The 13,245-nt window shown below is 63.5% G+C and carries 10 protein-coding genes; 6 read left to right on the top strand and 4 right to left on the bottom strand.

Annotated elements, in window-relative coordinates; genetic code table 11:
* Position 1 precedes the first annotated feature (1 nt).
* Positions 2 to 1,402, bottom strand: a complete 1,401-nt coding sequence (lpdA, locus tag QMK50_RS13795) for a dihydrolipoyl dehydrogenase (protein ID WP_320333310.1) — start codon at positions 1,400 to 1,402, stop codon at positions 2 to 4.
* Between the two features lie 228 nt (positions 1,403 to 1,630).
* Here lpdA and QMK50_RS13790 point away from each other — a divergent pair, with 228 nt between their 5' ends.
* From QMK50_RS13790 to cfaB, 5 genes are all read left to right on the top strand, one after another.
* Entirely contained in the window at positions 1,631 to 3,583 is a 1,953-nt protein-coding gene (locus tag QMK50_RS13790) for a protease modulator HflK (protein WP_320333309.1), read from the top strand.
* Entirely contained in the window at positions 3,580 to 4,602 is a 1,023-nt protein-coding gene (locus tag QMK50_RS13785; RefSeq protein ID WP_320333308.1) for a protease modulator HflC, read from the top strand. Before QMK50_RS13790 ends, QMK50_RS13785 begins: the two co-directional genes overlap by 4 nt.
* Complete coding sequence (locus tag QMK50_RS13780) at positions 4,599 to 5,657, top strand: protease modulator HflK (RefSeq protein ID WP_320333307.1); 1,059 nt, start codon at positions 4,599 to 4,601, stop codon at positions 5,655 to 5,657. Before QMK50_RS13785 ends, QMK50_RS13780 begins: the two co-directional genes overlap by 4 nt.
* On the top strand, positions 5,654 to 7,552 hold the full coding sequence (locus QMK50_RS13775) for a cation-translocating P-type ATPase (RefSeq protein ID WP_320333306.1): 1,899 nt from the start codon (positions 5,654 to 5,656) through the stop codon (positions 7,550 to 7,552). The genes QMK50_RS13780 and QMK50_RS13775 overlap by 4 nt, the downstream gene beginning before the upstream one ends.
* A gap of 143 nt (positions 7,553 to 7,695) precedes the next feature.
* Complete coding sequence (cfaB, locus tag QMK50_RS13770) at positions 7,696 to 8,883, top strand: C17 cyclopropane fatty acid synthase CfaB (RefSeq protein ID WP_320333305.1); 1,188 nt, start codon at positions 7,696 to 7,698, stop codon at positions 8,881 to 8,883.
* Here the strand turns inward: cfaB and cls are convergent.
* The gene (gene cls, locus QMK50_RS13765; RefSeq protein ID WP_159998655.1) at positions 8,880 to 10,319 is read right to left on the bottom strand and encodes a cardiolipin synthase; all 1,440 of its coding nucleotides are present in this window, start codon (positions 10,317 to 10,319) and stop codon (positions 8,880 to 8,882) included. The two genes, cfaB and cls, sit on opposite strands and share 4 nt — an antisense overlap.
* Positions 10,320 to 10,450: 131 nt before the next feature.
* Here cls and QMK50_RS13760 point away from each other — a divergent pair, with 131 nt between their 5' ends.
* The gene (locus QMK50_RS13760) at positions 10,451 to 10,972 is read left to right on the top strand and encodes a DUF3617 domain-containing protein (protein ID WP_095165019.1); all 522 of its coding nucleotides are present in this window, start codon (positions 10,451 to 10,453) and stop codon (positions 10,970 to 10,972) included.
* Here the strand turns inward: QMK50_RS13760 and QMK50_RS13755 are convergent.
* Together QMK50_RS13755 and QMK50_RS13750 are read right to left on the bottom strand one after the other, a co-directional pair.
* Positions 10,969 to 11,868, bottom strand: a complete 900-nt coding sequence (locus QMK50_RS13755) for a His/Gly/Thr/Pro-type tRNA ligase C-terminal domain-containing protein (RefSeq protein WP_320333304.1) — start codon at positions 11,866 to 11,868, stop codon at positions 10,969 to 10,971. The two genes, QMK50_RS13760 and QMK50_RS13755, sit on opposite strands and share 4 nt — an antisense overlap.
* 37 nt (positions 11,869 to 11,905) lie before the next feature.
* Positions 11,906 to 13,243 (bottom strand): dihydroorotase, encoded by a 1,338-nt coding sequence (locus QMK50_RS13750; RefSeq protein WP_320333303.1) that lies wholly within the window; start codon positions 13,241 to 13,243, stop codon positions 11,906 to 11,908.
* Between the last annotated feature and the right edge of the window lie 2 nt (positions 13,244 to 13,245).

Genomic DNA, 13,245 nt, shown 5'->3' with positions numbered 1-13,245 from the left:
GCTACATCTGCGTCGCCAGCCCTGCGACATCCATTGCCGCCTGCCGCAACGCTTCGGAACGCGTCGGGTGCGGGTGGCAGGTCAGGGCTATGTCTTCGGCGCTGGCGCTGAACTCCATGGCCACACAGAACTCGCCAATCATCTCACTGACACTGGGGCCCACCAGGTGCACGCCCAGGACTTCATCGGTGCGCTCGTCGGCCAGGACCTTGGCGAAACCCTCGGTCTCGTGGTTGATCTTGGCGCGACTGTTGGCGGTAAAAGGGAATTTGCCGACCTTGTACGCGCGACCTTGCGCCTTGAGTTGCTCTTCGGTCATGCCGACGCTGGCCAGCTCCGGCAGGGTGTAGATGACACTGGGGATCAGCGCGTAATTAACTTCGCCAGCCTTGCCGACGATCTGCTCGACGCACGCCATGGCCTCGTCTTCGGCCTTGTGGGCGAGCATCGGCCCTGACGTGACATCACCAATCACCCAGACCCCGGCGGCGTCGGTACGATGGCCGTGGTTGGCGAGCATCCCGCGAGCGTCCGTGGCGAGGCCGACGTTCTCCAGGCCCAGGCCCTGGGTAAACGGCCGGCGCCCGATGGCCACCAGCACATAATCGGCTTCGAGGACTTCTGCGCTGCCGCCGGTCGCGGCCTCCACGTGAACGTGCACTCCGGTGGCTGAAGGGGTGGCGGCCGTGACTTTGCAACCGAGCTTGAACTCGATGCCCTGTTTGCCGAGGGCGCGTTGCAGGGTCTTGCCTGCTTCGACATCGACTCCCGGGCAAATGCGGTCCAGGTATTCAATCACGGTGACCTGAGCCCCCAGTCGCCGCCAGACCGAGCCCAGTTCCAGGCCAATTACCCCGGCCCCGATCACCACCAGATGCCTGGGCACTTCGGCAAGCGACAGGGCACCCGTGGAGTCGAGGATGCGCTGGTTATCGATCGTTACCCCGGGCAGCGGTGTCGGTTCCGAGCCGGTGGCGATGATGATGTCCTTGGCTTGCAGGTCACGCTGGTTGCCTTGGCTGTCCGTCACGCGGACCTGGCCCGGCCCGGTTATCTGGCCCCAACCCTTGATCCAGTCGACCTTGTGCTTGCGAAACAGGAATTCGATGCCCTTGGTCAGCGCCGCCACGCTTTGATCTTTGTTCTGCATCATTTGAGCGAGATTGAGGGTCGGCTGAACCTCGATGCCGAGGTTGGCGAACGCTGGCCCGCTTGCTGCTTCATAAAGCTGCGAGGCGTGCAGCAGAGCCTTGGACGGCATGCAGCCGACGTTCAGGCAGGTTCCGCCCAGAGTCGCGCGACCCTCGACGCAGGCCGCCTTGAGGCCCAACTGCCCGGCGCGGATCGCTGCGTTATAGCCACCGGGGCCACCCCCGAGAATCACGACGTCATAGGTACTCACGGCAGTACTCCTGCATAGGCATTCGATGGAAGAGGCGGGGCTTAAACCCGGCGGGCGATTAATATTATGAATGTAATATTCACCCGTCAAGACGTCTGTCTGGGAGAGGTCAAACAGCATGACAAAAATTTAACGAATACTGTTATATCGTAACGCTATGATCTGCGCGCGAAGGTCCGTGGGCGCAGCCCAAGAGCCGCTGCCTGCCATAGAAGTGATTGAGGTGTTATGCAAGTCGATCTCCAAGCGCACGGGGTGAGCGTCGAACAACTGCCGCGTTTTCAACAGGCTGTGTTTCACCAGCGGCGGTTGACGCGCATGGCGATAGGGCTGTTTGCACTGGCCCTGATCGGCCTGCTGGCGGCGTGCTTCATCGGCCTGTTTACGCCACTGTCGTTGTGGCTGCCGCTGCTGGTCAATCAAGCCTCGGCGCTGCTGATGCTGGTGGCCGGGTTGCAGTCGGCGGGGTGGGTCAGCCAGTGGCGGGCGCGGGCGCTGGTCCCGCCTGTGGTTGTCGTGGCTGAGTCGGCCGATGAGCCCCAGGGCTGGTACGAGCGCTTGCTGAGCCGCCTGGGCGAGCGCGGGGCAGGGCTATTGCAACAAATCGGCGCCCCAACCTTGTGGCTCGGTGGCTGGGCTTTGCTGGTGCTGTTTTGCGTGGTACAGGCTTGGAACCTGGAGTTACCGGCTGCGGAGTTGGGTCTGGCGGGGAATATCGGGGCGGCGATGTCGCTACTGCTGGCCTTTGTGTTGCTGGTGTACGAGCGTCAACTGGCTCAGGAACAACCTGCCCAGTGGCCCGAAGCGGGGTCGTTGGCGCAGTTGGTGCGGGTGGCGATCATCGGCCTGGTGAGCAGCGCGTTGTGCCTCTTGTTCAGCAGTGCAGCCACCGTCTGGGGCGTACGTGTGGCGGTGTTGATCGGACTGTTGCCTGGCCTGGTCGCCGCCGAGTTGCTGTTGCGCGCAGTGTTGGCGCTGTTCAGTCCCCAGCGCGATCACGTGGAACCCCGGCTGCTGGCACGCAGCCTCGTTGCCGATCTGCTGCGTTGGCCGCCGCAACCATTGCTGACGCTACAGCACGAATTGCACCACAGGTTTGGTATCGATCTGCGGCAGGTTTGGGCGTTCAGCTACATGCGCCGGGCATTCCTGCCAGTGTTTGCGTTGGTGCTGCTGATTGGCTGGTTGCTCACCGCAGTGCAGCAGATTCCCCTGCAGGGAAGGGGGATCTATGAGCGCTTCGGCAAACCGGTGCAGGTCTTGGGCCCGGGCTTGCACGCAGGTCTGCCATGGCCTTTGGGACGTGTGCTGGGTGTCGAGTACGGCGTGGTGCATGAGTTGGCCAGCAGTGCAGTTGAAACGCAAGTGCTGAGCGTTGCCGAACCTGCCGAAGGCCAAGCGCCAGACACTGCCAACCGTTTGTGGGACGCCAGTCATGTCAACGACAAGTCCCAGGTGATCGCCAGCCGCAGCAACCAGCAACAGGGCCTGCAGATCGTCAACATGGATGTGCGTTTTGTGTATCGCATCGGCTTGAGTGACCAGGCCGCGCTGGCCGCCACCTACAACAGTGCCGATATCCCCACGCTGATCCGCAGCACCGCCAGCCGGATTCTGTTGCACGACTTTGCCTCGCGTACCCTCGATGGTTTGCTCGGTGCTGATCGGGTTGGCCTGGCCGAGGACATCGGCCGCGCGGTGCAGGCAGACTTGCAGGCCCTGGACAGCGGCGTGGAAATTCTCGCCACCGTAGTGGAGGCCATTCACCCACCGGCGGGTGCGGCCAACGCCTATCACGGCGTGCAAGCGGCGCAGATCGCCGCTCAGGCGTTGATTGCCCGTGAGCGTGGAGCCGCTGCCGAACAGAGCAACGAGGCGCAGTTGCAGGCCAGTGTCCGCCACGATCAGGCGCTCGCTACGGCGCACGAAATCAACGCCACGGCCCAGGCCGCTGACCGCCGGTTTGCCGCCGAGCGCAAGGCCTACGCCATCGCTGGCCAGGCATTCATCCTCGAGCAGTACCTGGCCCAATTGACCCAAGGCTTGGCCAAAGCCCGATTGTTGGTCCTTGACCATCGCCTGGGTGGCGGCAGCGCCCCGACCATCGACCTCAGACGCTTCGCCCCACCGGTTGACCCGACGCCGTCGCGCCCAACCGTCCAGCCAGGAGCTGCCCATTGAGCCAGTCAACTTCCCACCCGCCTCACGATCACGGCCACTGCGGACATTCCCATGGTCACCACCACCATCATCACGACCCCGCCGAGGCCGGGCCTATGCCCTGGCGGCGAATGGCCTGGGCTGCCTTGCTGGTCCTGTTCGCAGTGGCCGCGGCGAGCCTGGTACAGGTGCGTTCCGGCGAAGCCACAGTGATCACCCGCTTCGGTAATCCAGCGCGGGTGCTGCTGGAGCCGGGACTCAACTGGCGCTGGCCGGCGCCGTTTGAGGCGGCGATCCCGGTGGACCTGCGGCTGCGCACCACCTCCAGCGGCTTGCAAGACGTCGGCACCCGGGATGGCCTGCGCATCATCGTCCAGGCCTATGTCGCCTGGCAGGTGCAGGGCGACCCGGAGCATGTGCAGCGCTTCATGCGGGCAGTGCAGAACCAGCCGGACGAAGCTGCGCGGCAGATTCGCACGTTTGTCGGCTCAGCCCTGGAAACCAGTGCCGCCAGTATTGACCTGGCCAACCTGGTCAATACCGACGCCAGCAAGGTGCAGATCGCCGGTTTCGAGGCGCAGCTACGTCAGCAGATTGATCAGCAACTGCTCCGTACCTATGGCGTGCGCGTGCTGCAAGTGGGCCTTGAACGCCTGACACTCCCGTCGGTGACCCTCACGGCCACCGTCGACCGGATGCGTGCGGAGCGCGAAACCATCGCCACCGAACGCACGGCGATCGGCAAGCGTGAGGCTGCGCAAATCCGTTCGGCGGCCGAACGGGATGCGCGCATCGTCCAGGCCGATGCCACGGTCAAGGCGGCTGACATCGAAGCGCAATCGCGGGTCGAAGCGGCGCAGATCTACGGCAAGGCCTATGCCGGCTCGCCCCAGCTGTACAACGTGCTGCGTTCACTGGACACCTTGGGCACGGTGGTGACCCCGGGCAGCCAACTGATTCTGCGCACCGATGCCGCGCCGTTTCGGGTGCTGGTCGACGGGCCACCGACAGTTGCCCCCGCGTCCGGGTCGCAGCCATGAGTGGGGTTCCACGTGGAACAAGTGGGCAGGACAGTCCGTGGATTCAAGCTGGGCGCCTGACCTTTCTGGCGCTGTATGGGGTGACTGTCCTGGCGGCATTGGCTTGGGCCTTTTCCAATGTGCGCCAGATTGAATCGCAAGAGCGGGCGGTAGTCTTGCACTTCGGGGCGCTCGATCGGATACAGACTGCCGGCTTGCTGCTGGCCTGGCCACGACCCTTCGAACAGGTGATTCTGCTGCCGGCGGCGGACCGGGTACTGGAGCGGCACGTAGAAAGTCTGCTTCGTTCCGAGGCCGCACTGAAGGGCGAACGCGCCGCGAGTTTCGCCACCCCCATGAGCGATGCACTGGCCGGCTCCGGGTATCTGCTCACCGGCGATGCCGGGGTGGTGCAACTGGATGTGCGGGTGTTTTACCGGGTGACCGAACCGTATGCCTTTGTCCTGCAGGCCGAGCACGTGTTGCCGGCGCTGGATCGGCTGGTCACGCGCAGCGCCGTGGCGCTCACGGCCGCACGGGACCTGGACACCATTCTGGTCGCGCGACCGGAATTGATCGGCATCGACAATCAGGCCGCCGAACGCCGCGAACGCTTGCGTGGCGATCTGCTGCACGGGATCAACCAGCGCCTGGCTGAACTGGTCGCCACGGGGCAGGGCCTGGGTATCGAGGTGGCGCGCGTGGATGTGCAGTCGAGTCTGCCAGCCCCGGCCGTCAATGCATTCAATGCGGTGCTGACGTCCAGCCAGCAGGCCGACAAAGCTGTGGCCAATGCCAGGACCGATGCTGAGAAGCTCAACCAGGGCGCCACCCAGCAAGCCGACCGCACCTTGCAGGTGGCTCACGCGCAAGCCAGTGAGCGGCTGGCCAAAGCCTCGGCCGATACCGCCAGCGTGCTCAGCCTGGGCCAGGCGCAACAGCAAGGCACTGACCCGCAGATGCTGCTGCGCCTCTACCGGGAGCGTATCCCCGGCATTCTCAGGCAGGCCGGTTCGGTTACGACGATCAACCCCCAAGACGATTCCCGCCTGATCATTCAGGGAGCTCAACAATGACCCCCGTGACCGCTGCCGCACCGAGCCTGCTGACCCGCGACGAACAACGCCAGGCGGCGCGCCAGTTGACGCTGGCGATGCTAGCCCTGGGCTTGCTCGGCCTGGGTTTGGTCTGGCGCTGGCTGGCGCCGGAGCAGCCTGCAGTCAGCCAATTGCTGCTGGGCGTGGCGTCGTTGCTGGTGGCTGTGCCGGTCATGCGTTCGGCCTGGTTCAGCCTGCGTTACCCGAGTCTGCACGGGATCACCGACCAGTTGATCGCCCTGGCCATGCTCGGCGCCTGGGCCACCGGCGACCTGCTGACGGCCGCACTGTTGCCGATCATCATGATCTTCGGCCACGTGCTTGAAGAGCGCAGCGTGATCGGTTCGCAGGAGGCGATCGATGCCCTGGGCCGGCTGACCCGCAGTCAGGCGCGCCGGGTTCAGGCTGATGGCTCGATCCTCGAAATCGACAACGACGCGTTGCAGGCAGGCGACACGGTGGAAGTGCGCGCCGGTGACCGAGTGCCTGCCGATGGCCGGGTAGTGGCGGGGCAGGCGAGTCTGGATACGGCACCTATTACGGGTGAGTCGGTGCCGCTGGAGGCGCGTGTCGGCATGCCGGTCTTCGGCGGGGCGATCAACCTCGATGGCTGGTTGCGTCTGGAGGTCACGCGCACAGGCCATGACTCGACCCTGGGCAAAGTCATCGCACTGATGCAAGGCGCCGAGCGTTCGAAGCCACCGATCACGCGCTTGCTGGAGCGATACGCCGGGAGCTACCGGGTGCTGGTGTTGCTGCTAGCCGCCGTGACCTGGTTCGTCACCAACGATGCCCAGGCCATGCTCGCGGTGCTGGTGGCGGCCTGTCCCTGCGCCCTGGTGTTGTCGGCGCCGGCCACCGCCATTGCCGGGATCGCCGTGGCGGCGCGGCATGGCATCCTGATCCGCAGCTCGGCGTTTCTCGAAGAACTGGCAGACCTGACGTCATTGGTGGTCGACAAGACCGGCACCTTGACCCTGGGCAGTTTGCGCCTGCAATCGATCGACAGCCCGCTCGAGGATCACCAGACCTTGCTGGCCCTGGCCGCCAGCCTCGGTTCGGCCAGTAGCCATCCGGTCAGCCGCGCATTGGCCGGCCTGGTCGCCCAGGCGCAATGGCTGCCCCTGAGCGACATCCGGGAGCGCCAGGGCCTGGGGGTGATCGCCAGGACCACACAGGGTGAGGCCGCACTCGGCCGTCCTGAGTTGTTCAGCCAATTGGGCATCTGCACCGCACCGGTCCCCGATCACGACGGGCCGATTGCCGGCCTGGCATTGAACGGACGGTTCCTCGCCTGGTTGCTGCTGGCCGACAGCGTCAGGCCGCAAGCGCGGCAGGCCTTGAGCGAGTTGCGTGAACTGGGCCTGGGCCGTCAGGTGCTGCTGACCGGCGATCGCCAGAGCGTCGCCGACAGCTTGGCCAAGGAAGTCGGCATCAGCGACGTGCAGGCCCAGGCATTGCCGCAAGACAAGCTGAACCGGGTGCTGCAGGAAATCGCCAGCGGCTTCCGACCGATGGTGGTAGGCGATGGCATCAATGATTCGCTGGCACTCAAGGCCGGGGTAGTCGGGGTCGCCATGGGCGCGGGTGGAGCGGACATCGCGCTGGCGTCTGCTGACATTGTGCTGATCGGCAGTGACTTGCGCCGTCTCGGCACGTGTGTGCGGCTCAGCCGTCAATGTCGCAAGACCTTGCAGGTCAACGTCGTGATCGGACTGGGTTGGACCCTGGCCATTGTTGCATTTGCCGCGTTTGGCTGGCTCGGTGCGGCCGGGGCAATGATCGCGGCGATCCTGCACAACCTCAGCACGCTGTTGGTTTTGGGCAATGCCGGGCGGTTGCTGCGGTTTCAGGAGTCCTTGGACAAATTGTGAGCAATCGGCTTTATCGAACTGAAACCAGAAATGACAGTCAACCGCAGTGAGGGCGTGCCTGCGCAGCTGTCTGATTCGATAGCCAGCTAATTTTCTACTATGGTCTACCCTCATTTCAGACGTCTGAAACAAGGGGAATTTTCATGCTCGCGCAACTTCCACCGGCCTTACAGAATCTGCAACTGCCGCTTCGCTTGCGACTCTGGGACGGCCACGAATTTAACCTGGGCCCTGCGCCCAGTGTCACGATTGTGGTCAAGGACCCGCAAATGGTCGCGCAATTTACCCACCCCAGCCTGGACCTGTTGGGCGCGGCCTTCGTCGAGGGCAAGCTCGAACTCGAAGGTTCGATCAGCGACGTGATCCGGGTGTGTGATGAGTGGAGCCAGGCCCTGCTCAACGAAGACGATGACGACCAGCCGGTACGCAGCGTGCATGACAAGGCCACCGATGCGGCGGCGATCTCCTACCACTACGACCTGTCGAATGCCTTCTACCAGCTGTGGCTGGACAGCGACATGGCCTATTCCTGTGCCTATTTCGAAACCGGCAGCGAATCCCTGGAGCAGGCCCAGCAAGCAAAATTCCGCCACCTGTGCCGCAAGCTGCGGCTGCAACCGGGTGAATACTTGCTGGATGTCGGCTGCGGCTGGGGCGGGTTGGCGCGGTATGCGGCGCGGGAATTCGGGGTCAGGGTGTTCGGCGTGACCCTGAGCAAAGAGCAACTGGCGTTGGCTCGGCAGCGGGTCAGCGACGAAGGGCTGGAGGATCTGGTGGAGTTGCAACTGCTCGACTATCGCGACCTGCCGCAGGATGGCCGATTCGACAAGGTGGTAAGCGTCGGCATGTTCGAACACGTCGGCCACGCCAACCTGGCGCAGTACTGCCAGACTTTATTTGGTGCGGTCCGCGAAGGCGGCCTGGTGATGAACCACGGGATTACCGCCAAGCATATCGATGGTCGGCCAGTGGGGCGAGGCGCCGGCGAGTTCATCGAGCGTTATGTGTTCCCCAATGGCGAGCTACCCCATCTGTCGATGATCTCGGCCGAGATCAGCGAGGTGGGCCTGGAAATAGTCGATGTCGAAAGCTTGCGCCTGCACTACGCGCGCACTCTGGATCACTGGAGCGAGCGCCTGGAAGACAACCTTGAAGCTGCGGCCAAAGAGGTGCCGGAGCAAGCGCTGCGGATCTGGCGGCTGTACCTGGCAGGCTGCGCCTACGCGTTCGCGCGGGGCTGGATCAACCTGCACCAGATCCTGGCGGTCAAGGCCCATGCCGATGGCAGCCACGAGCTGCCCTGGACCCGGGACGATATCTACACGACCTAGAGAATCGGCGAAATCAGGCGGGCGACCCGCATGCCGAGCTGCCTGAGGCGATGGGTCTCCCGGCCTTCGTCCTCGTTGATCTCGTGGGACAGGGCGAAGTCGGCGTTGAGCATCTGTTCGACTTCGCCGGCAAAGGCGCTGTCGACGGTCAACAACATCACCTCGAAATTCAGCCGGAACGAACGGTTGTCCAGGTTGGCGCTGCCGATGGCGCTGATTTCGCTGTCGACCAGCACTACCTTCTGATGCAGGAACCCCGGTTGATAACGGAACACCCGGACCCCGGCCCGTACGGCTTCAAAGGCATACAGGCTGGAGGCGGCATAGACGATGCGGTGATCCGGTCGCGACGGCAGCAGCAACCGCACATCGACGCCACGCAGGACCGCCAGGCGCAGCGCGGCAAATACCGCTTCATCGGGGATGAAGTACGGGCTGGTGATCCACACGCGCTGCGTGGCGGCATGAATCGCTTCGACGAAGAACAACGAGCAGGTTTCGTAGGGGTCTGCCGGGCCGCTGGCCAACAACTGGCACAGCACGCCGTCGTCGGGATAGCTCTGTGGCAGGATCAATGGCGGCAGTTCGCGCGCCGCCCAGAACCAGTCTTCGGCGAACGATTCCTGCATGCAGGCCACCACCGGACCGCTGACCGCCACGTGGGTGTCGCGCCATGGCGAGAGCGGGGGCTTGGCGCCCAGGTATTCGTCGCCGACGTTATGCCCACCGACGAAGCCTTGCCGGCCGTCGACCACCACGATCTTGCGATGGTTGCGAAAGTTCACCTGGAACCGATTGAGCCAGCCGCTGCGGGTGGCAAACGCTTTGACCTGGACACCAGCATCGCGCAGCTCCTGCACGTAGCGGTGGGGCAGGGAGTGGCTACCGATGCGGTCATAGAGCAGGTAGACCGCGACCCCTTGCGCGGCTTTTTTGATCAGCAGGCTTTGCAGGCGCCGCCCGAGCTGGTCGTCATGGACAATGAAGAACTGGATCAGCACCGCTTCCCGGGCCTGCTCGATGGCTTCGAAGATCGCGTCGAAGGTGGCCTGGCCATTGATCAGCAGGCGCAGTTGGTTGTTCGCCAGGCACGGCATGCGCCCCAGCTTCGGCATGGCGCGCAGCGAGTCGTAGGCATTGGAGGCACGGGCGGTCAGCGCTTCCTCGACCCATGGGCGCCAGTTCAGGTCGGCGATGGCCTTGCGCATCTCTTCGTTGGCCTGGCGCCGGGCCTTGATGTACGCATCGAAGGTGCTGCGTCCGAACACCAGGTAGGGAATGAGCGTCAGGTAGGGAATGAAGATCAACGACAGGGCCCAGGCAATCGAGCCTTGGGCGGTCCTGACGGTCAGCACGGCGTGGACTGCGGCCATCGTGCCCAGGGAGTGAATGAGCGTGATCAGGTAGGCAAAAAGATGGGGGCCAAAAAAATCCATGGGGCAACCTTGCTCCGGAGAATTCAATGCGTAACAGACCATGTTCTTCGATGAATGTCGCTATTTAATTCGCTATGCAACCGAAGTAGATTGGCGACGTCTAACGGCCATTACTGACTAGGAGTTACTCAATGAACGTACGTCTGCTGGGTTTGGCCATGGCTGTTGGCTTGTCACTTCCTGTGGCCGCTCAGGCGCAGATGCTGCAACCGGGTCTGTGGGAATTGACCTCCAGCAACATGAAGGTCGACAACCAGAATCTGCCGGACCTGCAATTGATCCTCGGGCAGTTGGGTAACCAGATGACCCCGGCACAAAAGGCCGCCTTGGAGAAACAGGGGATCAACATGGGCGGCAAGGGCATCCGCGTTTGCCTGACACCCGAGCAAGTGAAAACCGACGATATTCCGCTGCAGGACGCGCAGTCGGGCTGCAAGCAAGAGATCACCGACCGCAGCGCTAACCAGTGGAAGTTTCGCTTCAGTTGCCCGAAAGCCCAGGGTTCCGGTGTTGCCACCTTCCTCAGCGACCGCGAGTTCAATACCAAGGTCAATGGCACCTTCAATGCCACCGGCATCCAGCAACAGGGCAGCATGGACACCCGTGCCGTGTGGCTGGGGCAGGATTGCGGCACCGTCAAGCCGCGGGCTTAAGCGCTTTGCTGTGGGGCGGCGCAATGCCGCCCGTCACTGGCCTTCAGCAGATAGTCGCACACCGCCTGCACACTCATCCTGCCCAGGTTGTCTCCAAAGCCGTCGCGCAGGCTGACAAAACCGCCCTCCATCTCCCGTTGCCCAATCACCAGCACATACTCCACGCCCTGCGATCGATGCTGGCGGATCTTGCTGACGATATGCTCGTTGCGCAGGTCCGAGTGAGCGTGCACCCCGGCGCGGCGCAGGGTGTCGGTCAGCGCTTGGCTGTAGTCGATCTGGCGTTCATCGATGTTGATGACGACCAGTTGCGGGGTGGCTTGCCACGCCTGCAACTCCTGCTGGTCGGTCCAGCACACGCCATAGATGCGTTGCGTTCCCTTGCCACTCAAGTGGGTCAGGGCAAACGCGTTCATCACCCGGGTGGTGGGCACATAGGGGCCTGCGGCCAGCGCGGTGCCGTCCATCGACCAGTAGCTCGCCAGCACGTAATGCAGTGAATGGTTGGCGGCGGCCAGCGCGATCATCCGGGTCTCGATTCGTTGCAGATCTTCAGGGCCCAAGGCTCGCGCCAGGGTGAAATCACAGTAGAAACCATCACCGACTGACGCTGCGGCAACCAGCTCGGCCTTGGCATGCAGTTGCTTGAGCGCCATGCCCAGCAGCAGTGCGCAGGAGCGCCGCAGAATCTCCAGGCCTTGCGGTTCGCGGGCGGTGATGAGGCTGACGCGGGCGTCCTGGCGGATCATGAACGCGCAGTCCACCAACAGGCCGTTCACCCGTCCGGCGACCGCTGCTTTCGCTAGCCCCGGGCCTATGCTCGAGGCCAGCTCCGATACTGAGAGCGCCTGGTCGTACTCGCGCACGGTCCCATCGGCCAAGGTGATTTTCAGCATGCTCAGTGACCCCCGGCAGTTTTACGCAAAACCGGATTCAACGCATGAACCGTAAAGGTAAACCCTGGCAGCCGTCATTAATACTTTCGGCGTGCCAGGCGATTTGTCCCGAGACCAGAGTAGTGCTGACGCTGTGGCGAAACTGCCGTCCGGCAAACGGCGTCCAGGCGCATTGCGCGAGAATCGGCTGCTGGTCGACCGCCTTGCCCCCAGGTTCGGGACGGATCAGCACCAGGTCGGCCCAGTATCCTTCGCGCAGGTAACCGCGATCGGGAATGGCAAACAGGTCCGCTACCCGATGGCTGGTTTTCGCCACCAGCGTCGGCAGCGGAATCAGGCCGTCGGCCACCAGTTCCAACAGCGCGGGGAGGGCGTGTTGCACCAGTGGCAAGCCGGCGGGTGCCTGTGGATAAGGCAGCTGTTTCTGCGCCCAGGTATGCGGCGCATGGTCGCTGTCGATGACATCCAGACGGTGACTCAGCAGGGCCCGGCGCAACGCATCGCGGTCAGCCTGGGTCTTGATGGCCGGGTTGCACTTGATCAGGTTGCCCAGGCGTGGATAGTCACGATCATCGAACAACAGGTGATGCAGGCAGACCTCTGCGCTGATGTGTTTCTGCGCCAGGGGCCGGTCATCGAACAGCGCCAGTTCGCGGGCGGTGGTCAGGTGCAGGACGTGCAGGCGAGTGCCAAACCGCTTGGCCAGGTCGACGGCCAGGGAGGATGACCGAAAGCACGCCTCGGCATCACGAATCAGCGGGTGGGCGCTGGCGGGCACACTGTCGCCGTAACGTTCGGCGAATTCGCTCTCGTTGAGGCGGATGCTGGGGCTGTGTTCGCAATGGGCCAGGAGCAAGGTCGGCACCTCGGCAAACAGCCGTTCCAGAACGCGCGGGTCATCCACCAGCATGTTCCCGGTGGACGCGCCCATGAACACTTTGACCCCTGCCACCTCACTGGGGTTGAGCGCCGCGACGGTGTCCAGGTTGTCGTTGCTGACGCCGAAGTGGAAGCCGTAGTTGGCCACCGAATGCATCGCCGCCCGGCATTTTTTATCGGCCAGCGCTGCCAGGGTCAAGGTCGCCGGATGGGTGTTGGGCATGTCCATGAAACTGGTAATGCCACCGGCCACCGCTGCCCGCGACTCGCTGTAGAAGCTACCTTTTTCCGGCGCCCCCGGATCACGGAAATGCACCTGGTCGTCGATCATCCCCGGCAGCAGCCATTGGCCTTTGGCGTCGATTTGCACCGCAGCGTTTTCGCCGTCGATGCTGCTGGCAATTTTCACGATGCGTCCATGATCCACCAGCAGATCGGCATCGAATACTCGTCCTTCGTTGACCAGTCGCGCATTGCGAATCAGCACACTGGCCATGC

It is taken from the genome of Pseudomonas sp. P5_152 (genome assembly GCF_033989915.1).
Lineage (GTDB): Bacteria > Pseudomonadota > Gammaproteobacteria > Pseudomonadales > Pseudomonadaceae > Aquipseudomonas.
The sequence above is the reverse complement of the archived record's forward strand: the minus strand, read 5'-3'. Positions and strand labels throughout refer to the sequence as shown.